22 protein-coding genes and 1 other RNA gene are annotated in these 21196 nt (G+C 73.4%); 5 read left to right on the top strand and 18 right to left on the bottom strand.

Going from position 1 to position 21196, the window contains the following annotated elements; all coding sequences use genetic code 11:
- The first annotated feature begins 6 nt into the window (after positions 1-6).
- On the top strand, positions 7-948 hold the full coding sequence (pip, locus tag ACFXGA_RS05240) for a prolyl aminopeptidase (protein ID WP_378084557.1): 942 nt from the start codon (positions 7-9) through the stop codon (positions 946-948).
- Here the strand turns inward: pip and ACFXGA_RS05235 are convergent.
- From ACFXGA_RS05235 to ACFXGA_RS05225, 3 genes are read right to left on the bottom strand one after another with little or no spacing between them, the layout of a single operon-like run.
- Positions 938-1687 carry a helical backbone metal receptor gene (locus tag ACFXGA_RS05235; protein WP_378084555.1) on the bottom strand — a complete coding sequence of 250 codons (750 nt, stop codon included), beginning with the start codon at positions 1685-1687 and terminating at the stop codon, positions 938-940. The two genes, pip and ACFXGA_RS05235, sit on opposite strands and share 11 nt — an antisense overlap.
- The gene (npdG, locus tag ACFXGA_RS05230) at positions 1687-2355 is read right to left on the bottom strand and encodes an NADPH-dependent F420 reductase (RefSeq protein WP_378084554.1); all 669 of its coding nucleotides are present in this window, start codon (positions 2353-2355) and stop codon (positions 1687-1689) included. Before npdG ends, ACFXGA_RS05235 begins: the two co-directional genes overlap by 1 nt.
- 51 nt (positions 2356-2406) lie before the next feature.
- Positions 2407-2940 (bottom strand): Scr1 family TA system antitoxin-like transcriptional regulator, encoded by a 534-nt coding sequence (locus ACFXGA_RS05225; RefSeq protein WP_378084552.1) that lies wholly within the window; start codon positions 2938-2940, stop codon positions 2407-2409.
- Between the two features lie 114 nt (positions 2941-3054).
- On the opposite strand from ACFXGA_RS05225, the gene ACFXGA_RS05220 reads away from it, so the two are divergent.
- Together ACFXGA_RS05220 and ACFXGA_RS05215 are read left to right on the top strand one after the other, a co-directional pair.
- On the top strand, positions 3055-3903 hold the full coding sequence (locus ACFXGA_RS05220) for a helix-turn-helix domain-containing protein (RefSeq protein WP_378084550.1): 849 nt from the start codon (positions 3055-3057) through the stop codon (positions 3901-3903).
- A gap of 16 nt (positions 3904-3919) precedes the next feature.
- On the top strand, positions 3920-4108 hold the full coding sequence (locus ACFXGA_RS05215; protein ID WP_378084548.1) for a DUF397 domain-containing protein: 189 nt from the start codon (positions 3920-3922) through the stop codon (positions 4106-4108).
- Here the strand turns inward: ACFXGA_RS05215 and ACFXGA_RS05210 are convergent, their stop codons facing one another.
- From ACFXGA_RS05210 to ACFXGA_RS05170, 9 genes are read right to left on the bottom strand one after another with little or no spacing between them, the layout of a single operon-like run.
- A complete protein-coding gene (locus ACFXGA_RS05210) occupies positions 4109-5515 on the bottom strand; it encodes an RNB domain-containing ribonuclease (protein ID WP_378084546.1) in 1407 nt (468 codons plus the stop codon).
- A gap of 21 nt (positions 5516-5536) precedes the next feature.
- Complete coding sequence (locus ACFXGA_RS05205; RefSeq protein WP_141978995.1) at positions 5537-5725, bottom strand: hypothetical protein; 189 nt, start codon at positions 5723-5725, stop codon at positions 5537-5539.
- A gap of 37 nt (positions 5726-5762) precedes the next feature.
- Positions 5763-6299: a hypothetical protein gene (locus tag ACFXGA_RS05200; RefSeq protein ID WP_378084544.1), complete on the bottom strand. Its 537-nt coding sequence runs from the start codon at positions 6297-6299 to the stop codon at positions 5763-5765.
- Positions 6300-6311: 12 nt separating this feature from the next.
- The gene (locus ACFXGA_RS05195) at positions 6312-7313 is read right to left on the bottom strand and encodes a C40 family peptidase (protein ID WP_378084542.1); all 1002 of its coding nucleotides are present in this window, start codon (positions 7311-7313) and stop codon (positions 6312-6314) included.
- A gap of 1 nt (position 7314) precedes the next feature.
- Positions 7315-7923, bottom strand: a complete 609-nt coding sequence (locus tag ACFXGA_RS05190) for a hypothetical protein (protein ID WP_378084540.1) — start codon at positions 7921-7923, stop codon at positions 7315-7317.
- The gene (locus ACFXGA_RS05185) at positions 7923-9818 is read right to left on the bottom strand and encodes a hypothetical protein (RefSeq protein WP_378084538.1); all 1896 of its coding nucleotides are present in this window, start codon (positions 9816-9818) and stop codon (positions 7923-7925) included. The genes ACFXGA_RS05190 and ACFXGA_RS05185 overlap by 1 nt, the downstream gene beginning before the upstream one ends.
- 37 nt (positions 9819-9855) lie before the next feature.
- Complete coding sequence (locus ACFXGA_RS05180; RefSeq protein ID WP_378084536.1) at positions 9856-12669, bottom strand: ATP-binding protein; 2814 nt, start codon at positions 12667-12669, stop codon at positions 9856-9858.
- 25 nt (positions 12670-12694) lie between these two features.
- Positions 12695-13168 (bottom strand): hypothetical protein, encoded by a 474-nt coding sequence (locus ACFXGA_RS05175; protein WP_378084534.1) that lies wholly within the window; start codon positions 13166-13168, stop codon positions 12695-12697.
- 3 nt (positions 13169-13171) lie between these two features.
- On the bottom strand, positions 13172-13447 hold the full coding sequence (locus ACFXGA_RS05170; protein WP_378084532.1) for a hypothetical protein: 276 nt from the start codon (positions 13445-13447) through the stop codon (positions 13172-13174).
- A gap of 383 nt (positions 13448-13830) precedes the next feature.
- Here ACFXGA_RS05170 and ACFXGA_RS05165 point away from each other — a divergent pair, with 383 nt between their 5' ends.
- Positions 13831-14175, top strand: coding sequence for a hypothetical protein (locus ACFXGA_RS05165; RefSeq protein WP_378084531.1), 345 nt, complete (start codon positions 13831-13833; stop codon positions 14173-14175).
- Between the two features lie 254 nt (positions 14176-14429).
- Here the strand turns inward: ACFXGA_RS05165 and ACFXGA_RS05160 are convergent, their stop codons facing one another.
- Together ACFXGA_RS05160 and rnpB are read right to left on the bottom strand one after the other, a co-directional pair.
- Positions 14430-16040: a DUF6345 domain-containing protein gene (locus ACFXGA_RS05160; RefSeq protein WP_378084529.1), complete on the bottom strand. Its 1611-nt coding sequence runs from the start codon at positions 16038-16040 to the stop codon at positions 14430-14432.
- A 218-nt stretch (positions 16041-16258) separates the two neighbouring features.
- Positions 16259-16659: RNase P RNA component class A (rnpB, locus tag ACFXGA_RS05155), an RNA gene on the bottom strand.
- A 221-nt stretch (positions 16660-16880) separates the two neighbouring features.
- On the opposite strand from rnpB, the gene ACFXGA_RS05150 reads away from it, so the two are divergent.
- The gene (locus ACFXGA_RS05150) at positions 16881-17438 is read left to right on the top strand and encodes an NAD(P)H-dependent oxidoreductase (protein ID WP_378084527.1); all 558 of its coding nucleotides are present in this window, start codon (positions 16881-16883) and stop codon (positions 17436-17438) included.
- Here the strand turns inward: ACFXGA_RS05150 and ACFXGA_RS05145 are convergent.
- The 4 genes from ACFXGA_RS05145 to cobC are packed head-to-tail and all read right to left on the bottom strand — an operon-like array spanning position 17435 to position 21156.
- Positions 17435-18544: a bifunctional RNase H/acid phosphatase gene (locus tag ACFXGA_RS05145; protein WP_378084526.1), complete on the bottom strand. Its 1110-nt coding sequence runs from the start codon at positions 18542-18544 to the stop codon at positions 17435-17437. The genes ACFXGA_RS05150 and ACFXGA_RS05145 overlap by 4 nt on opposite strands.
- A complete protein-coding gene (locus ACFXGA_RS05140) occupies positions 18541-19278 on the bottom strand; it encodes a zinc ribbon domain-containing protein (RefSeq protein WP_378084524.1) in 738 nt (245 codons plus the stop codon). The genes ACFXGA_RS05145 and ACFXGA_RS05140 overlap by 4 nt, the downstream gene beginning before the upstream one ends.
- 10 nt (positions 19279-19288) lie before the next feature.
- A complete protein-coding gene (locus tag ACFXGA_RS05135; RefSeq protein ID WP_378084522.1) occupies positions 19289-20116 on the bottom strand; it encodes a Nif3-like dinuclear metal center hexameric protein in 828 nt (275 codons plus the stop codon).
- Positions 20113-21156: an Rv2231c family pyridoxal phosphate-dependent protein CobC gene (gene cobC, locus ACFXGA_RS05130; protein WP_378084520.1), complete on the bottom strand. Its 1044-nt coding sequence runs from the start codon at positions 21154-21156 to the stop codon at positions 20113-20115. The genes ACFXGA_RS05135 and cobC overlap by 4 nt, the downstream gene beginning before the upstream one ends.
- Between the last annotated feature and the right edge of the window lie 40 nt (positions 21157-21196).

The following is a 21196-nucleotide window of genomic DNA, read 5'->3' as shown; positions in this document are numbered from 1 at the left end:
GGTGCCATGTACCCCGAGATCGAACCGTACGACCAGGGCCTGATCGACGTCGGCGACGGCAACCGCGTGTACTGGGAGGTGTGCGGGAACCCCTACGGCAAGCCCGTGGTGTTCCTGCACGGCGGGCCGGGCGGCGGGTGCTCGCCGGTGCACCGCAGGCTGTTCGACCCGGCCGCGTACCGGATCGTGCTGGTGGACCAGCGCGGGTGCGGGCGGTCCCTGCCGCACGCCGCCGACCCCGGCACCGACCTGTCGGTCAACACCACCTGGCACCTGGTGTCGGACCTGGAGAAGGTCCGCGAGCACCTGGGGGTCGAGCGGTGGCAGGTGTTCGGCGGGTCGTGGGGTTCGACGCTCGCGCTGGCGTACGCCCAGACCCACCCGGACCGCGTCACGGAGCTGGTGCTGCGGGGCGTGTTCACGTTGCGGCGCAAGGAACTGGACTGGTACTACGGCGGCGGCGCGGGGATGTTGTTCCCGGAGCGGTGGGCGCAGGTGGTGGCGCGCGTCCCGGAGGGCGCGGACGTGATCGAGACCTACGGGCGGCTGCTGGAGGACCCGGACCCGGCCGTGCGCGAGCCCGCCGCGGTGGCGTGGAGCGTGTGGGAGGGGGCGACGGTCACGCTGCTGGAGCGGCCCGAGCTGGTGGCGGCGTTCGCCGAGCCCCGGTACGCGCTGGCGTTCGCGCGGATCGAGAACCACTACTTCCGCCACGGCGGGTGGCTGGAGGAGGGGCAGTTGCTGCGCGACGCGGGCAGGCTCGCGGGCATCCCGGGCGTGATCGTGCAGGGCCGCTACGACGTGGCCACGCCCGCGACCACGGCGTGGGAGCTGCACCGGGCGTGGCCGGGGTCCGAGCTGGTCGTGGTGCCCGACGGCGGGCACGCGTTCGACGAACCGGGCGTGCTGCGCGCGTTGCTGACGGCGACGGACCGGTTCAAGGGCTGAGTGCCGCCTCCAGCGCGGGCCTCGCCTCCACCAGGGACGGGCCGTACCAGGTCAGGTGGCGGCCGGAGACGTGCACCGGGCGCAGGTCCGGGAAGAACTGCGGGCCGTCGTCCGGGGTGAACAGGTACGGCTCGTCCGGCAGCACGACGAGGTCCGCGTCCTGGAGGTCCGCCAACGCGGGGCGCGGGTAGCGCTCGGGGTGGTCGGCCAGCGCGTTGACCACGCCCAGGCGCAGCAGCACGTCCCCCGCGAACGTGTCGCGGCCCAGCGCCACCCACGGCTTGCGCCACACCGGGATCACGGCCCGCGCCCACGGCGGCGTCACCGCGCGCCACCGGCGTTCCGCCTCGACCAGCCAGTCCGGCTCCACGTCCCACGCCGTGCCGAGCAGGCGGCGCAGCGAGCCCAGCGCGGCGGGCACGGTGGCGGGCGCGGCCGTGACCCACACCGGGATGCCGTCGGCACGCAGCCGCTCCACGTCCTCCGGGCGGTTCTCCTCGCTGTTGGCCAGCACCAGGTCCGGCCGCAGCGCCAGCACCCGGTCCACCTTCGGGTACTTCGAGCCGCCCACCCGGGTCACGTCCAACTCCGGCGGGTGCGTGCAGTAGTCGGTGGCGCCGATCAGGACGGCGTCCCCGACGGTCGCGACGGCCTCGGTGAGCGACGGCACCAGGCTGACCACGCGCCTCGGCGGGCCGGGCCGCGGCACCGGCTCGCCGAGGTCGTCCACGGGCAGCATCAGATGTCGGTGATCTTCAGGCCGGCGTGCGCCTTGTACCGGCGGTTGATCGCGATGAGGTTGGCGGTGAACGCCTCGACCTGGTGGGCGTTGCGCAGCCGGCCGCCGTAGACGCCGCGGAAGCCGGGGACCGCGTCGGCCAGCGCGCGGACCAGGTCGGTGGCCTCGCGGTCGTCGCCGAGGACCAGCACGTCGCCGTCCACCGACTCGACGGTCGGGTCGGCCAGGGTGACCGCGGAGACGTGGTGGAACGCGGCCGTGACGCGGGAGTCGGGCAGCAGCGCGGCTGCCTGCTGGGCGGCGCTGCCCTCCGGCACCGGCAGCGCGAACGGGCCCTGCTTGTCGAAGCCCAAGGGGTTCACGCAGTCGATCACGACCTTGCCGCGCAGGGGTTCCCGCAGCGACGCCACGAGGTCGGCGTGCCCGTCCCACGGCACGGCGATCAGCACCACGTCCGCCTGCGCGGCGCAGCCCTCGTTGTCCGCGCCGCTGACGTGCCCGACCCCGGCCTGCGCCCGCAACTCCTCGGCCGCGGCCTCGGCGCGCCCGGCGTCACGCGACCCGATGACGACCTTCAACCCCGCCTTGGCCCACCGCAGCGCCAGTCCCCTGCCCTGCGCACCGGTACCGCCCAGCACCCCGACGGTGAGCTCACGAATATCAGTCACCAGGCCATCACAGCACACGCGATCGCCGCCGGCCCCCGATGGCGTGCTCGATCACGCCGCGACCGCGGACGAGAGGCCGTGGAGCCGGTCGAAGATCGCCCGCACCGCCTCGACCTCGTCCCACGCCTCGGTGAGGAACGCCTCGTGCGGGTAGGCGTAGAAGACGACCGACGAGCCTCCGGGCAGGTGGAAGATCGTGACGGGGCGCTCCACGCCCGCGCCGACGTCGCCCGGGATCACCCGGACCGTGACGTCGGCCCCGGTGACCGGCGCGCCTTCCGGCACGTACGCGGTGCAGCGCCCGGCGTCCACGCCGTCGAGGGGAGGCAGCCCGAACGGCGCGAACGTGTCGATCCGGTCGGCGGCGCGGCACAGCCGGCCGAGCAGGGCGGTGGCCTCCTCGCCCCACGGGCGGTGCACGTCCGGCGGGAGCGGTGACGGCGAACCGCCCTCGATGTCGCGCAGCCGTGCCGGCGAGAGGCGCGCCTTCGCCGCGAGTTCCTCCACGGTGAGGCCGGCCGCTTCGCGGTGCTCACGCAGCTTCCGGCCGAGCGACCGACCGCGTGAGGGTGGGTTGTGAGGCATGACAGGACGCTAAAGCTTGCCCACAACCTTTGAATAGTCGCCCGATCGAGGGGTTCGGGAGACCACCGGCCGTGGTGCAGACTGGTCCGGTTGATCACCGAAGGAAGCGGGGACATGATCGGAGACGCGAGCCCGGTCCTCTACAAGGCGGAACTGGGCGAGGCGCTGCGCCGGGCCCGCGAACAGGTCGGCCTGGAACGCGAGGACGCGGCCCGCGCGCTCGGCTGCTCGGTGTCCAAGATCCGCACCATCGAACGCGGACAGGTGTCGATCAGACCGGCCGAGCTGCGGGACCTGCTGGACTCCTACCGGGTCGACCCGTCCGAGCGCGCCGACTTGGAGCACCTGGCCGACCTGGCGCGGCAGCGCAAGCCGCGCACGCCGTGGGGCAGCGCGGTGCCCGACCGGCTGCGTCGGTTCTTCGCCGCCGAGGAGACCGCCGCCGTGATCCAGGTCTACCAACCGGCCTTGTTCCACGGTCTCGTGCAGACGGAGCGCTACGCCCGCGCGGTCATCGGCACGAACAGCTCGTTGAGCCGTTCCGACGCCGATCGCCTGGTGCAGGCCCGGCTCGCTCGGCAGGCCGTGCTGACCGCCGAACGGCCGCCGGCGGTGCGCCTGACCCTGGACGAGCACGTGCTGCGCACGCCGGTCGGCGGCCGCGAAGTTCTGGTCGAGCAGCTCCGGCACGTGCTGGACCTGGTCCGACGGGACGTGGTCGAGGTCCGGGTCATCCCGACCTCCGTCGGCGCGCACGCCGGCACCGGCGCACCGCTGTTCACGATCCTCACACCGCCCGGTCGGCCGAACGTGGTCTACGCCGAAACGCTCACCGACGGCTTGTTCATCGACGACCCCGAACGCATCGGCCGGTACGAAGCGGCCATGGCCGAGATGAACGCCACCGCTTTGACGCCTGCCGCTTCGATGTCGTTGATGGATACGGTTGTGGGACAACCGTGATCGCGGAGGAGGCGACGTGCTCGGTACGTGGCGCAAGAGCAGCCGGTCGAACTCGTCTGGTGGAGCGTGCGTGGAGCTGGCCTGCGGGAACGACGTCCGCGCCGTGCGCGACTCGAAGAACCCCCACGGCGGCGTGCTGCTGATCGGCGACCGGTCCGCCGGCGCGTTCCTGGCCGCCGTGAAGGCAGGACGGCTCGACCGGTAGTCAGCGGCGTTCGAAGACGACCTTGCGGCGCTCCGGGTCGGCTTCCACCAGCCGCACCACGACCCGTTCGCCCTCGGGCAGGTCCTCGCCCGTGCAGCGGCCCATCACCGGCGGTTGGGCGACGAACACGTCCGCGCCGTTGGCGTCGGCCCGCAGCACCACGGCGTCGAACTCCTGGCCCACGCGGTCGGCCAGCACCCACGCCTCGACCTGGTCCAGGCACGCCCGGTCGACCTTGGCGGCCAGCGCGTCGGAACCGCCCATCAGCCCCGGCAGCTGCGGCAACGCCTCCAGCAGCCACGCGGGCACGTCCTGGCCGGCGGTCACGGCCAGGCACACCTCGGTGGCGAAGCGGTCCACCAGCCGGCGCAGCGGCGCGGTCACGTGCGCGTACGGCGCGCCCAGGCCCGCGTGGGTGGAGACGGCGGGCACCTCGCCGTGGAACGCCGTGTACCCCGCGCCGCGCAGCAGCCGGGTCGCGTCCACGAACAGCGCCAGCGACTCGGGCCGGCTCGGGTCCAGGCCCGCGAGCAGCCGCGACGCGGTCACGCCGTCCGGCCACGGCACGCCCAGCGCGTGCGCGGACCGCCGCAGCGCGTCCACCGCGCCGTCGTCGGCGTCCGGCAGGGTGCGCAGCACGCCGACCTTCGCCTCCAGCATGACCTTCGCCGCCGACATGCCGGTGAGCAGGGAGATCTCCGCGTTCCAGGCGTCCACGTCGGCGCGCGGCCGGACCGCGAGCTTCCAGTCGCCGTCCCCGTTGGGCACGATCTCCTGCTCCGGCAGCTGCAGCTCGACCGCGCCCCGCTCGACCGCCCGTTCCCGCCGCAGCCGGCCGAAGTCGGGCAGCGCCTCGATCGACGGGTGGGGCGTGCCCGCGTCGAACCGCGCCTGCACGCCCTCGTAGTCGAACCGCTCGGTCGAGCGCACCAGCGCCCGCCGCACCCGCACCGCGGTCGGCTCGCCGTCCGGCCCGCAGTCGAACGTCCACAGCACCGCGGGCCGGGTCTGCCCCGGCAGCAGGCTCGCCGCGCCCTCCGACAGCACCGGCGGGTGCAGCGGCACGTTGCCGTCGGGCAGGTACAGCGTCTGGCCGCGCTTGCGCACCTCGGTGTCCAGCGCGCCGCCGGGGACGACGAACGCGCCCAGGTCGGCGATCGCGTAGTGCACCCGGAACCCGGACCCGGCCCGTTCCACGAGCAGCGCCTGGTCCAGGTCCTTCGCGCCCGGCGGGTCGATGGTGACCAGCGGCAGCCCGGTGGCGTCCTCGCGGTCGTCCCGGCCGAGGTCGCGCGCCACCGCCGCCTGCGCCTCGGCCAGCGCGTCGGCGGGGAACTCCTCCGGCAGGCCGAACTCGGTCCGGATGCCGCCGAAGTCGAGGTCGGCTCGACCGGTGCGGATCACCATGGGGTGCACCCTAAGCCGGCCTCAGCGCTTGCCCCACTCCTTATCGGCCTTGTCCTCCGCCTTCGTGCGCTCCCGCGCCAGCTCCAGCGCGCGCTGCGCGGTGGCCTCGTCCGGGTAGGGGCCCATGCGGTCCCCGCCCCGGCAGCCCACGCCGCGCTCGACCGTCCGGTGGGTCAGGCAGTAGTACCAAGCGTTCGGGTCAGAAGCCATGCCCCCAGGTTTCCATGCGCGACCGCGCATGTCATGTTCACCACTGGGGCGGCGGCGCGGGCGGCCCCTGCACGGGCAGCGGACCCGACTGCGGGTACGACGGCTGCGGCACCACCGGCGGCGGCTGGGGGAACCCGCGCGGCGGGGTGTTCTGGTTGGCGTTGGCGAACTCGCCCGGGATGGGGTCGAGCACCGACACCAGCACCGTCCGGTGCTCGGGGTCGTCGATCAGCGCGCCGTTGCGGTCCCGGTAGACCAGCTCGCCGTCCGAGTCGATCTCCACGATCGCGCCGACCTCGGCCAACTGGTCCTCGTCCAGGTCGACCAGCCGTTCCACCCGGGACGGCACGACCCGGTACACCGGCCAGTTGAGGTGGGCGTACGTGCGGTGGAAGTCGGCCAGCAGGTGCGCCATCTGCTGCTGCCACGGCAGCGGCATGGCCTCGACCAGCGACCGCGGCAGCACCGCGTACGACTGGTCGGTGCCGGGGGGCCGGGTGTTGAGGTAGTCGCGCGTCGGCGTGCTCGACGCGGGCGGCCCGGCGTGCCGCTGGATGGGGTCGTGGTTGAACACCGTCGTGCCTCCCTACACGCCCGGCCGGACGGCCAGCGGCATCAACTCGTGGTAGTCCCAGTTGATCTTGCTGATCTTCACCACGTCGCCGGTCTGCGGCGCGTGGATGTACTCGTCGTTGCCCAGGTACATCGCCACGTGGTGGACGGTGACCGGGTTGGCCGGGTTGGTGGCCCAGAAGATCAGGTCACCGGCCTTGGCCTCGCGCACCGGCAGGTACGCGCCGCCGGACATGTACTGGTCGTTCGCGACGCGCGGGATCTTGACCCCGGCGGCCGCGAACGCCTTGACCAGGATGCCGGAGCAGTCCCAGGCGTCCGGCCCGTTGCCGCCCCACAGGTACGGCTCGCCGAGCTGCTGCTTGGTGAACTCGATCGCGGTGGCCGCCGCGTTCGACGCGAGCAGGTAGTCGCCGAGGCTCTCGCCGCAGCCGGCCGGGTCGGTGACGTCGCCCTCCTGCCCGATCAGGAACGCGGCCATGGCCTCCCACTTGTGGTACCGGTCGGGGAACGCCGACCGCTCCACGTCCTGCGCCGAGTCGCCGGGCCGCTGCTCCTCCCAGTTCGGCAGCTTGAGCAGCACGTCGTAGAACTTGTTGATCGCGTACTCGGGGTCGGTGACCTGCTCGGGCGTGCCCCACCCCATCGACGGCCGCATCTGGAAGATGCCCAGCGAGTCGCGGTCGCCGTAGTTCAGGCTGCGCAGGCCGGACTCGGTCATGCCCGCCTGGATCGCGATCTGCCAGGCCAGCGGCGGCAGCTCGCGCTTGCGGCCGATCGAGATGATGTTCGCGACGGTGGTGCGCTGCTCCTCGGTCAGGCGGTCGGCGTCGGCCCGGCCGCGCTCCTCGCCGGCGCCGCCCCACGGCCCGATGGAGGCGTTGCAGCTCGCCATGCGGATGCCGACGGCTTCCTCCGACGGCGTGTTCTCGTTGATGACGGTGGACACGCCGTTGGTCACCGTCACGGCGACCACGGCCACCACGGCGGCGACCACGAGCCCGATCTTGAGCATGTCACCCCACCTTGTCGAACTCGTGCACGCGCCAACCCTCGGGGAGCTTCGCCACGGTCACGACGAGCTTGCCGTCCTCGAGCTTCGCCTCGAACTCCGCCGAATCGGTGAACGACTTGATCGGCCTGACCGCCTCGTCGATCACCACCGGGACGTTCGCGGGCTCGATCGAGGCCAACCGGGGGAACAGCTCCTTCGACGTGAACGGTTCGAGCCCGGCCAGCCACTGCTCCTTGGTCGTCTTGCCCGGCCGGAACGAGCTGAACGCGTCCACCCACCCGTCGGCGGCGGCCTGCGCGCCCGCGGACGTCGGCGCGGAACTCGGCGCGGGGGTGGGGCTGGGCGCCTTCGTCGGCAGCGGGGCGGACGTGGCGGTGGGCAGCACACCGACCTGGTTGCCGCCGCTGCCGCCGGTCGTGACGACCGTCGAGGCGCCCGCCGCGCCACCGCCCGTCTTCGGGCCGATCGCGTTCGGCACGACCACGCTGATCGTGGCGATCAGCGCGATCACGCCCACGATCGTGGCCACCAGGTGCCGGGGCGAGCGCAACGGCCAGCCCCACAGGCGTCGGTACACGGCCGCGCGGCCGCGATTGGTTCGGATCGGCATCAGCTGTCCCTGACCTCAAGCCCGCGTGACGGCCGGTAGATCACGTGGACCTGCCGCCCCGCCACGACCTCGGTCTCCGCCCGGCGCGGCCCCGGCACACCGGTCGGCGCCTCCGGGATCCGGCCGACCCCGTTGACGCGTGACGGCACCAGCACCGCGTCGTCCACCCGGTCGTAGTTGCGGTCCGCGATCGGCGGCGCGTCGACCACCCGCGACCGCCCGGACGGCAGCGCCGCCGGCGGCCGGTACCCGGCGGCGGGCAGCGCCGCGCCGTTCCCGCCGCCCAGCTCGCCGACGCTGTTCCCGGCCCGGTCCAACCGCTGCGCGGTCGCCGCGACCGGGTTGGCCGCCTCGGGCCGCACCCGCCGCCGGTCGCGCTGCGGCACCTCGACGCCGTCCGGGTCCGTGTCGCGCACGGTGTCCCAGAACTCCTCCTGCGGCGACGGGCCTTCCTTGCGCTTGCGGAACCGGGACAGGATGCCGCCGCGCATCGGCAGCGCGTTGCCGACCGTGCCCACCGACATCTCGACCATCTGCCACATCCGGCGCACCGGCTTGGCGACCATGAACGCGATCACCGTCAGCATCAGCCCGAGCAGCGTCCGGGCCAGCAGGGACAGCCCCGTCGCACTGAAGATCGCCTGGAGCAGCCACGCGTGCGCGCCCGCCAGCACGGCGAGCAGCAGCACGTTGAACACCGTCGCGCCGGCCGCGCGGGCGACCTTGCGCAGCAGGTCGTGGTGGATCAGCGCGACCAGGCCGATCAGCGGGCCGGTCAGCGTGAGCACCCGCAGCAGCAGCTGGGCCAGCAGCACGGCGGCCTTGGCGAACAGCTGGAACAGCGAGAACGCGATGGCCTGCAACAGCGACAGGAAACCCGCGCCGGTGCGGCCGCCGTCGTCGCCGCTGAAGTAGCCCTTCGTCGGGCCGAGCTGCGCGTAGATGTTCTTGTACTCGGCCTTCTTGGCGTCCAGCGCGGCCTGGTCGCCGTCCTTGTGCTCGGCGAGCTCCTGCACCGTCCACGCCTGCGCGGCCAGCAGCCGCGGCCCGAACTCCGTCGCCTGCGGGGCCTCCGGCGCGCCGAACTCGCCGCGCAGCCAGCTCTGGTAGACCACGGAGTCGTGCAGCCGGGACGGCAGCACGTCGAGCTGGTCCTTGCCCTCGTCCACGTCGATGAACCCGGCCTGGATCTCCGAGGTCTTGGTGACCAGGGTGTTGTCCATCAGGTCGTAGAACTGGGGCAGCGCGAGCGTCGAGGTGGCCAGCCACATCGCGGCCAGCGCCCACAGCCCCCGTTTGCTGATCGACGCCAGGTCGCCCTGCCAGATCTGGCGGAACATCAGCACCGCGAGGATCAGCGCGACCAGGCCGAACCAGCGCAGGTAGACGTTGTCGTAGACGCGCTGGACGCCTTCCTTGACCGCGTCGTCCAGCGGCTTGAGCAGACCCTGGCCGACGACCGTGTAGTGCAGGGCGTTCGTCGCGCCGACGATGTTCTTGGCGACGTTGAACAGCTCGTTGCCCATCCAGGTGTCCAGCACCGGGGTGGCGTTGGGCACCAGGCACTTCTCCTGGTAGGTGTGCCACACCATGCCCGCGTAGCCGTGGGTCAGGTACGGCGTGTCGGGCAGGCCGTTGCCGATGGGCGGGTCGATCGCGCCGACCATGCCCGAGCCGGGCCGCTCCGGGTTCGGGGCCTCGCCGCACGGCGCGGCCTGGGCGGGCGTGGCGCCGATGACTACCTGGAGGCCGACGAGCGCCACCACGACGGCCATCGCGCGCCACCGCGCGCGGCCCGGACGACCGTGCGCCGCGGCGTGCTCTTGGGCGCGTCTGAACCGCCGCCGCGCGTAGAGCGCGACGGCGATCAGCGCCACCAGGACGAGGGTGCTCATGCGGGCTCCCCGGGGGCACCCGCGCTCGTGCGGCCGCTCATGCGCTGCCTTCCCGCCCCGGTCGGCGGTTTCCTCCCTCGGCGTGCGCCAGGTCGACCAGGTCGTCGGTCAGGCCGACCTCCAGGTCGGCGGCCAACTCGTCGTCGTAGTCGTCGGTGTACTGCTCGGCGTAGGCGAACGGGTCCTGCGGCGGCGAGGAGACCTCGACCTCCGCCTCCCCGCCCTCGCGCAGGGCGTCCGGCGTCGTGTCGAGCGCGTTGCGCAGGTGCTCCAGGTGCGGCCCGGAGAAGTCGATCCGGATCCGCTCCACGCCGCCCGCGCCGTCGGCGAAGATGAACTGGCGGGGCGCGCGGTCGCGTTCGACGTTGTTGCGCACGCCGCCGGGACGACGACCCAGCGACGCCACGACCTGCTCGTAGCCCGCGCCGACCGGCACCTTCAGCAGCCGCAACGCGTCCGCCTGGGCCTGGTCGTCGTCCAACCGGCCGACGAACACCGAGTCGAGCAGCGCGACGAAGCCCTGGATCTTCAGGAAGTCCGCCGGGATCTGCGACGACAGCAGCACGCGGACGTTCCACTTGCGGGAGTCGCGGGCGAACCGGTTCATCAGCACGCGACCCGTGGGCACCTCGGACAGGAAGAACGCCTCGTCGATCCAGACGCCCTTGCGCAGGTCCTTCGGCCGCTCGTAGATCGACCGCTGGGTCAGCCACGCGGCGAGGTTCAGCATCTCCACGCCCAGCGCCTCGGCGTCCGTCCAGTGCTCGCGGCCCACGCCGTCCTTCGGCAGGTTCAGCCCCGCCATGGTCAGCACGGTCAACCGGTCGTCCCGCGCCTCGTTGTACGGGTCCAGGTCCTGCTCCGGGATGAGCAGCGACATGCGCTCCCGCATCTCGTCCAGGAAGTCCGCGACGACGACCGCGTGCTCGTGGTGCTCGCTCGCGTCCCGCCGCAGCGCCTCGAACACCATGCCGGGGTGCGCGTCGGGCCGGCCGCCGACCGTGCGGACCGCGCGCAGCAGCACGATCCGGGTCTGCGGCAGCCGGGCCACCTCGAACGGCAGCAGTCCGGTCAGCACGTCCAGCACGAGCCGGCGCCGGGTGGCCGCGGCCAGCGCGCGTTCCCGCCGCCAGGCCCGTTCCGGGTCGTCCTCGTCCATGAAGTGGTCGAGCTGCGGCTCGGCCACCACCCGGTACGGGTTGAGGATGCCCGCCTGCGCGTTGAGCAGGTTGATCGGCCGGGCGTACGGCTTCAGCTCCGGCAGGTCGCACAACGCGGCCAGCGGGCCGGACGGGTCGAGCAGCGTCCAGTGCGCGCCGGACCGCAACGTCTTGTAGACGATGCCGCCGCCGAGGAACGACTTGCCCGCGCCCAGGCCCGCGACCATCGCGGTCAGGCCGGACGAGTCGCGCAGCTCCTGCGCCATCCACGGGTCCCACGCCACCGGGCGGCGGGTCGCGGTCACGGTCTCGCCGAGCAGGATCCCGCGCCGGTCGCCCACCTCGGCGGTCGCCGTCGGCACGGCCGAGGCCGCCCACAGCACCGACCCGCGGCGCAGGTAGGCCGAGGACGACAGCGGCTCGCCGGGGATGAACTCGCGGGCGATCGCGTACTGCGCCTCGGGGTGCTCGATCGCCACCTTCGGCTTGTAGAGGTCGAGCAGGCCCTGGGCCAGCCGCAGCGCCTCGCGCTCCGTCGGCCCGGACACCGCGAGCCGCCACCAGCTCCGCACCCGCGTGCCCAGGGCGGTGAAGCCCGAGGTCATCTCGTCGTCGATCTCCAGCACCCGCGACGCCTGGCGGGCCAGCGACTGCGGCGGCTCCAGCTCGTGCTCGTCGGTGTAGTGGCGCACCTGCGAGCGGACCTTGCTCATCTGCCGCTGCAGCTCGCCGGACACCTCTTCGGGACGCCGCACGTAGATCCGCGCCGACCACTCGACCGCGGCGGGCAGCCGGTCCGACCGCTGCACCCACGGGTCGTCCTGCTCGGGGATCTGCAGGCCGTGCATCAGGCCCACGGTCAGCACCGCGACGTGCCGCTTGATGCCCGCGTTCGACCCCGTGCGGCCGCGCACGGTGACCGTCGGCGAGTACGGCTCCTGGTGGAAGTCCGCCGCGTCGGTGAACGACGCCAGGTCCTCCGGCTCCCACGGCGCGCCCGGCACCGCGGGCAGGTTGCGCGGCGCGGGCAGGCCCAGCGAGCACGACCGGTGCATCAGCCAGGACATCTCCTCGGCCGTGGCCGGGCGGCCCTCCAGACCCGCGGAGCCGATCACCTGGTCGAGGTGGTCGATCTCGGACTCGATGGCGACCAGCTCGGCGTCCACCGCGTCCGGGAACACCTTGCGCAGCACGGGGGCGGCGCGCTCGACCGCGCGGTCCATCATGTTGCGGGTCTGCACCTGGACGCCCAGGTAGACCTCTTTCTCCGCCATGGACCGGCCCATGAGCTGCTGCTGCTCGCCGACCATGTAGTCGTCGAAGCTCAGCGTGCCGGGGGTGTCCGGGAGCCGGCGCACGGCGTTGTGCACGTGCGCCTCGGCCCACATCCGGATCGGGTACGGCCGGGTCGTCACGCGCAGGTGCATCCAGCGGCCCTGCAGCTCGGCGTACTGGCCCGCGATCGCGGCGATCAGGTCCTGGCGCTGCGAGTCGGACCGGAACGACCAGCGCTGCGGCGCGAGCCGGTACCAGGCGTAGACCTCCTGGCCGGTGCGCAGCAGGTGGCCGTCGATGCTGCGGGCCGCGATCGACGGCGTGTAGCTCGGCACCGCCTGCTCGCCCGGCAACCGGCGGCCCCGCTTGCTGTAGACCTTGCGGTCGTCGCGCGCGGCGGCCGCGTGCTGGGCCACGTGTGCGGCGGATCGTCGGTCACGGTCACGCCGGCGTCCGAACACCGCGCACCTCCTTCTGACGGCGGTCTTGCTGCCTGCGGTGCTGGGATCGGGTGGGGGCGGTCGCGCGTTTCGCCCCCTTCTTGTGACGTTTGCGGGGGCGCTGCGGGTTGACGCGGATGCGCGCGGCACTGGCCGCGCCGCCCCGGCCGGACGTCGTCTCGCGCGGCGCGGTCAGCTCGCGCACCCACATCGCCAGGACCGACGACAGCGGGCGCTCGTGGCTGATCCGCGAGCAGATGAACCGGGTCAGCGCGATCGTGATCACGAAGCCCCAGCCGGTGTTGATGAAGTCGAAACCGAAGCCGACCTGGCGCTGGACAGCCGTGACCAGCAAGAAGACCACGATGCCGACGCCCCACGCGACGTACCGCGCGCGCCACGGGAAGGTCGCTTTGGGCGGGCCGAGCCAGACGGCGTCGACCCGGTAGACCTCGTCGTCAGTGCGTACCCGCAAGGGTCACCCGCCGGTGAACAGGCCGGCGATCCACTGGCCGATGTTCGCGCCCGCGTTCGTGGTCACGGCCAGTCCGATGATCGCCAACGCGATGATGACGCCGCCGAGGCGGCGCATGACCCCGGCGTTGTCGCCCTTGCCGCCGCCGAGCCAGAGCAGCAGCACGGCGACCGTCAGCAAGAGGAGGGGAACCAGGTTGTCGAGGATCCACTGGCGCACCCCGCCTGTGCCCAGGGCGGGCTGCTGCTGGGCGAGTGTTACCAGGGTCATGGCGGTCATCTCGTACTCCTGAGTACGCAGGACTTCGCCGGGCGGGCCGAGGGGTGCCCGTCCGGTTGGTGCGCTATCGAGTAGAACACGTCTTCGTCACGAGGTGTATCGGGCGACTAGCGGTGGGTAGATCAATAACCGTTCCCCTGGCACTCGAATACGTCTAATCTGACCACAGACATCATGGTTCGGGGCGAGCCGGTGGAGAACCGACGTCCCCGGTTTCTCCCGATTGCTGAGATAGTTCACTCGACTGCGAACCCCCTGGTCACGCACAGTGTGCACGACCTCCAGCCCTCTCCCCGCCGGTCACGCGGAATCCCCCGACCGGCCGAGCGACGGGCACCCGAACGGTCCGCATGCCGGAGTGACGACGCCGAGGAGGCTCGCCGATGACCCAGCCGCCCGAGGCCGTGCCCGAACCAGCCACCGGAGTGAACGAGATCACCGTCTCGGTGGCCGTCTCGGGCGGTGATCAGGTTACCGGTCAGGACCGGCAAACCGGGCGGCGGGTGCAGCGGACGGTCAACTTCGACCAGGACGTGCTGGAGCGGGCGCGGGCGGCGGCGACCTACCTGGCGGCGTACGAGGCGGAGGCGGGCGTGCGCAGCCTGGCCGACATCGTGAACCCGGCCGTCGCCGCCTACGTGGCCGAGCTGGAACGCCGCTACAACGGCGGCGAGGCGTTCCGCCCGGTCTTCCGCATGCCCCCGGGCCGCCCCGCCCGCCGCACCTGACCCCACCCGCGTGTCCTACCTCCAGAACGCGTGAGTCCTACGTTCAGAACGCGAGAGTCCTACGTTCGGAACGCGCGAGTCGAACGCTCGGGACCCGTGAGTTCAACGCTCGGGACCGCGTCGGGCCGTCCTGAACGTCGAACTCGCGGTACCCGGGCGTTCGACACACGGGCGCTGGAGGTTCGACACGCGCGGAAGGGGCCCCTTCCGACCCCCAGGTGCGGGAGGGACCCCTTCGCGTCACGTGCCCCGGGTCAGCTCAGGCCCGAGATCCGCCAGTAGCCGAACGTGGGCAACGTGTCCGGGCCGACCGGCCCCTTGTTCCAGAAGTAGTCGTTGAAGTTGGCCAGGCCGCCGAGGCCGATCGGCCCCATGGTCGCCCACCGCACGGACGCCGGCTGCGTGTCGATCGACGCCTGCGCCCACGCGTCCCGCACCTTCATCGGCTTGTTCCACCACAGGAACGGCGTCCGCAGCAGGTAGTTCGCGAACTTCCCGCCGTGCACGGCGCTGTGGTACGAGACGGTGTCGAAGCTGTTGATCTGGTGCAGCCCGCGGAACGCCTTGCCCCACCGCGCCGCCCAGCTCTGCCCGCCCGACGTGCCCTGCAGGATCGAGCAGGTGAACAGGCTCATCCACTCGACGTCCCGGTTGCCCCACCGCGCGTCGTTGTTGGACAGGAACGTGTCGGTGTTGCTGCTGCACCCGGCGAACGAGAAGCCGGTCGGCGAGCCGTGCCCCTGCCAGTACGTCATGTCCACGTCGTCGGCGTACAGGTGGTCCTGCCCGCCGGGGAACGCCGGGTCCTTGAAGTCCCGCTCCCACGCGTTGGCGTTGAGCCAGCTGAACTGCACCGGCACGCCCGCGGCGGTGAACCGGTTGTTGAACGACGCCAGGTTGTTCGCCGTCCACGGCAGCCCCGAGCACGGACCGGTGCCCTCGCTGCCGACGTCGACCCGGGTGGTCCACTGCGGGGTGAACGCGCTCTCCTGGCGCGGCGGGTCGGCCGGGCCCGGCTCGGGCAGGCGGGCGTCCACGGCCGCGCCGACGATCACCGACTGCACGGCCGCGCCGTCGGAGTTCACGCCGTCGCACCGCAGGCCCGGCTCCAGCTTCGCGACCTTCTCGGCCAGCGGCGGGGCCTCGTACACGTAGGACGCGCCGGTCGGCCGCACGCTCGTGCCGAACAGGTCGGCGCACCGCTTCAGGCCCTCGTCCAGGCCGACCACGGGCACGCTGCCGGTCTTCACCACCTCACGGGTGGCGTAGGTCAGGCCCGCGACCGCGCCCTGGCCGTCGAACGCGACCCGCAGCTTCGCCCCCGGCCCCTCCAGCGGCACGCCGTCGAGCGCGAACGCGAACGACACGGCGGTGTCCAGCGGCGCGGTCACCACGGCCTTCTGGTTGGCGTCGACGACCTCGAACGTCGTCTGCCCGGCGGTGGGCGTGGCGTTCGCGGGCAGCAGCCCGACGCCGCGCAGCGCTTCGAGCGTCTTCCTGGTGGCGTCCTCGACGGGCACGGCGCGCAGGCGCTTGAGCCCGTCCAGGTCGAGCGCCGTCGCCGTGGTCCCGATCCCGTCCTCGTCGGGCTTGCCCGCGCCCTGGTCCAGGCCGGGCACGCGCAGGTAGGTGGACTCGTCGGCGAACGACACCGAGCCGTCCTCGGCCAGGCGCACGTCCTTGAGGCCGAACGCGCGCTGCAACGCGGCGGCCTGGTCCGGGGTGAGCCCGGCGGACCGGACTTCGTACACCGGCAGCTCCGCCGGTGCGGCCGCGGCGGTGGCGGCGGCCCCGGTGATCGCCGTCGCACCCATCAGGCCGGTCAGGGCGAGCCAGGCGCCGGCTCGCCGCTTGGTGGTGGACATCGGTTCCTCCCTCGTGGCACCGCGGGGCAGGGCCCGCGGTCTGCGAGGAGGATCCGGGCCGGACGGGGTTGATACCGACAACCACTCGAACGGCCTCACTTGTGTAACACCGTTGGCGCGCAAGGGATGTATAGGCGGGCGAGTGCGCCTCGCAAGCGGTGGGCGCGCGGACGGGTGCGCCCGGACGGCGGCCGGAGCGCCCGAAGGGCGGAGAGGGGCGGATGAGCCGGCATGTAAGCCGGATTCTGTTCCCGGGCGCCTCGCGGCGGTCCCGTTCGGCGGCCATCCATCTCGGCCTGCCGTCGCCGACAGGCTCTTGCGGCCTACCCGCAGGCATCGGACGGGCCGCCCTCGATCGCCTGCGCAGGTGCCCTGGGGCACCCTCTTGGCCTTGCTCCGGGTGGGGTTTACCGAGCCGTCCCCGTCACCGGGGACGCTGGTGGTCTCTTACACCACCGTTTCACCCTTACCCCGGCTCGCGCCGGGGCGGTCTGTTCTCTGTGGCACTGTCCCGAGGGTCGCCCCTGGTTGCCGTTGACAACCACCCTGCCCTGTGGAGTCCGGACTTTCCTCGGCGACGGATCCGGGGACCCGTCGACGCGGCCGCCCTGCCGACTCATCCGCCCCACCAGGATACCGGCGGGTTCCCAGGAGGTGGAACCCGGGCCGCGGAACCTTGTCGCGATGTGGGCTTGCTGCTCTACTCGAAACCATGCCAGGAATCGGGGGGCTCACCCGCCGCCGGCACGTCGACTTCGGTCGGACCGCCGCCGCGATCTGTTGTCGCTGACCGATTTTATGTCGCACCCAGAGCCTTTTCCCGAAAGGGGTCAGCGAGCCATGTCGTCCATTCTGATGATTTCCGGCGGTCCGTCGCCGACGTCGCGCACCGGCGTCGTCGTGTCCCACGTCGAGGCCCTGCTGCGCGAGGCCGGGTACGGGGTGCGGACCCTGCACGTGCGCCAACTGCCCACGTTGCCGCTGCTCACCGAGGACCTGCGCGACCCGGACATCGGGGACGCGGTCGCCTCGGTGCTGCGCGCGGACGGCATCGTGGTCGCCAGCCCGGTGTACCGCGCGGCGTACAGCGGGCTGGTGAAGGCGCTCGTCGACATGTTGCCGAAGAGGGCGTTGCGCGGTCGAGTGATCCTGCCTTTGGCGACCGGCGGGAGCCAGGGGTTCCTGGTCGCGATGGACTACGCGCTGAACCCGTTGCTCGCGGGCAAAGGCGCGGATTCCGTGCTGCGCGGCGAATTCGTGCTCGACCACGACATCGAGAACGGCGTGATCGCGCCGAAAGCCGCCGACGCGATTCGCGCGGCGGTGGACCGGTTCGCGATGGCCGTGCAGGACGCCCGGTTCCGCCGCGAGCGGCCCCGGTTGCGGCCGGCCGGTTAGACCAGGTGCGAGGTGTCGTTGACCAGCCGCACGGACGCGAGGCCGTCGGGGTAGAACTCGACCACCGACAGCGACGCGAGGTCCAGGTGCAGCCGGAACAGCAGCGACGGCCCCACGTCCAGCGCCATCCGCAGCAGGCACTTGATCGGGGTCACGTGGCTGACCACGACGACGTTCGCGCCGCCGAAGCGGGACACGAGGGCGTTGCGGGCCCGGCGGACCCGGTGGTGCACCTGGTCGAAGCTCTCGCCGCCGGGCGTGGGCACGGACGGGTCGCCCAGCCACCGCCGGTGCACGTCGGGGTCGCGCTCGGCCGCCTCGGCGAACGTGAGCCCTTCCCACGCGCCGAAGTCGGTCTCGATCAGGTCGTCGTCCCAGGACAGCTCCGCGCCGGTGGCCGCCGCGACCGCCCGCGCGGTCTCCCGCGCCCGCCCCAGCGGCGACGACACGACCGCGGCCAGGCCCTCGACCTTGGCGAGCCGGCGGGCCGCGGCGTCGGCCTGCGCGCGGCCGACGTCGGTCAGCGGCGGGTTGCCGCGCCCGGAGTAGCGGCGGGCTGCCGACAGCTCGGTCTGGCCGTGCCGCAGCAGGTACAGCCGGGTCGGCTCGCCGACCGCGCCGGTCCACGACGCGGGTGAGCTGATCGCCGCGTCGGGCTGCTGCGGCTCGGGCCGGGCGGGCCCGGACTTCTCCGGCCGGCCGACGCCCGCCTGCTCGTCCATCGCCAGGTTGGCCAGCCGGTCGGCGCGCCGGTTGCGCTCGCGCGGGATCCACGTGTAGCCCACCCGGTCGAACGACCGCGCCACCTCGCGGGCGCGGGCGGCCAGCGGCTGCATGGCCGGGTGCTTGACCTGCCAGCGCCCGGACATCTGCTCGACCACGAGCTTGGAGTCCATCCGCACGTCCACGGCGGACGCGCCCAGCTCGGCCGCCGCCTCCAGCCCGGCGATGAGCCCCTGGTACTCGGCGACGTTGTTGGTGGCGACGCCGATCCCGGCGGACCGCTCGGCCAGCACCGCGCCCGCTTCGTCCAGCACGACCGCGCCGTAGCCGGCGGGCCCGGGGTTGCCGCGCGACCCGCCGTCCGCCTCGACGACGACCTTCACAGACCCGATTCCCCGGTCCGCACCATGATCGCGCCGCACTCCTCGCACTGCACGACCTCGTCGGCCGCCGACTCCTTGACGTGCGCGATCGCGCTGCGGTCCAGCTCGATCCGGCACGCGCCGCAGCGCCGTGACTGCAACAGCGCCGCGCCGATGCCCTTGTGCGCCCGCACGCGGTCGTAGAGGGCGAGCAGCGGCTGGGGGAACTGGCCGGTCAGGCCCTCTCGGTCGGCGGTGCGCTTGGCCTCGGTGGACTCCAGGTCGGCGAGCGCGGCGTCCCGGCGGCGGGCGGCGTCGGCGAGCGACTCCTGCGCCTTGTCCAGCTCGACGCGGGCGTGCTGGAGGTCGGCTTCGACGGCCTCGCGGCGTTCCATCAGCTCCAGCAGGTCGTCCTCCAGCGCGCCGCGGCGGCGGCCGAGGGTGGCCAGCTCGTGCTCCAGGTCGGTGAGCTGCTTCGCGCCGACCGCGCCGCCCTGGAGCAGCGCGCGGTCGCGCTCCTCGCGGGCCCGCACCTGGTCGATCTCGGTCTCCTGGCGCCGGACCTCGCGGTCGAGGTCGCCCAGGGTCGTCTCGACCGTGGTCAGCGCGTCCTGCTTGGCGCGCACCTGCTTCTCCGCCTCGGCGATCTCGGCGATCTCCGGCAGCGTGCGGCGCCGGTGGGTGACGCGCGACAGTTCGGCGTCGACCCGCGCGAGGTCGAGGAGCCTGCGCTGCACGGCGGGATCGGCTTTCACTGTGGACCTCTCATCGGGATGCTCCTGTTCGGCTCGTCACGCCGACGGTCCACGGATCGGTCCGGCGGGTCGAGACGAGGACTTCGACGGTACCGCCGAACGCGGTGCGCACGACGTGCGCCGCCTGCGCGCACCACGGCTGCTCGCTGGCCCAGTGCGCCACGTCGACCAGCGCGGGCCCGCCCGCGGCCAGGTGCTCGCCCGCCGGGTGGTGCCGCAGGTCGGCGGTGACGTAGGCGTCCACGCCCGCGCGGGTCGCGTCGGCCAGGTAGCCGTCGCCCGCGCCGCCGCACACCGCGACCCGCCGCACGGGCCGGTCCGGGTCGCCCGCCGCGCGCACGCCCCACGCCGTCGCCGGCAGCGCGTCGGCGACGCGCCGGGCGAAGTCGCGCAGCGGTTCGGGGCGGTCCAGCTCGCCGATCCGGCCGATGCCGGTGGCCGCGCCGTCCCCGCCGGGCACGAGCGGGCCGGTGACCCGCAGGCCGAGGGCCTCGGCCAGGGCGTCGGACACGCCGGGGCTGGCCGCGTCGGCGTTGGTGTGGGCGGTGTAGAGCGCGACGCCCGCGCGGATGAGCCGGTGGACCAGCCCGCCCTTGGGGTCGTCCGCGGGCACGCCCGTGACGCCGCGCAGCATCAGCGGGTGGTGCGCCACGAGCAGCTGCGCGCCGACCTCCAACGCCTCGTCCACTGTGGACTCGACGGGGTCGACGCAGAACAGCGCCCTGGTCACCGGCTCGGCGCGGTCGCCGCAGACGAGGCCGACGGCGTCCCACGACTCGGCGGTCGCGGGCGGGTAGGCGGCCTCCAGCACGGCCAGCACGTCCCCGAGCGTGGTCACAGCTCCTCCAGCACGACTCGCAGCGCGTCCGCCAGCAGGGCGAACTCCCCGGGATCGCGGACCGCGACCCGGAGGTGGTCGGGGGTCAGGCCGGGGAACGTGTCGCCGCGCCGGACCGCGATCCCCTTGTCCCGCAACGCCTGCCGCACCCGCGCGCCCTGCGGCACGCGCAGCAGCACGAACGGCGCGGACGGCGGCACGACCACGAGGTCGCCCAGCAGCCCGACGGCGTGCGCCGTGTGCTCCCGCGCCTCCCGCGCCATCGCCTCCGCCTCGGCCACCGCGGCCGGCTCGCAGCACGCCGTGACGGCCTCCAGCACCAGGCTGCCCACCGGCCACCGGGGCCGGTGCAGGGCGAGCCGGGCCAGCAGGTCCGGCGCGCCGAGCAGGTAGCCCGCGCGCAGGCCCGCCAGGCCCCAGGTCTTGGTGAGGCTGCGCAGCACCAGCAGGCCGGGCAGGTCGGCGCGGCCCGCCAGCGACGCCGGTTCGCCGGGCACGGCGTCGGCGAACGCCTCGTCCACCACCAGCACCCGGCCGGGCCGGGCCAGCGACGCCACCACGTCGGCCGGGTGCAGCACGGACGTCGGGTTGGTCGGGTTGCCGAGCACCACCAGGTCGGCCTCGTCGGGCACCAGGTCGGGCCGCAGCGCGTAGCCGTCCCCGGGGCACAGCGGGACCCGCCGCACGGGCACGCCGGCGTCCAGCAGCGCCACCTCGGGCTCGGTGAACGACGGGTGCACGACCGCGGCCAGGGTCGGGCGCAGGACCGGGAGCAGCGCGAACCCCTCCGCGGCGCCGTTGAGGACCAGCACCTCGTCGGGGGCGCGGCCGTGCCTCGCGGCGACGGCGGCGCGGGCGCGTTCGTCGGCGGCGGCGGCCGGGTAGGGGCCGAGATCGTCCAGCGCGGCGACGAGCCGGTCGCGCAGCCACGCGGGCGGCGCGGGCAGCCGCACGTTCACCGCGAAGTCCGCGAGCCCGGTCGCGGCGTCGACGTCGCCGTGGTGGCGCAGCAGCGCCCGGCCGGGGTCCTGGCTGGTCATCGCCGCGAGTCTAGGCGATCGTGGTCGGCCGGCCCGCGCT

The sequence above is a fragment of the Actinosynnema sp. NPDC059335 genome (assembly GCF_042752395.1).
In the GTDB taxonomy this organism is placed as follows: Bacteria; Actinomycetota; Actinomycetes; order Mycobacteriales; family Pseudonocardiaceae; genus Actinosynnema.
The sequence above is the reverse complement of the archived record's forward strand: the minus strand, read 5'-3'. Positions and strand labels throughout refer to the sequence as shown.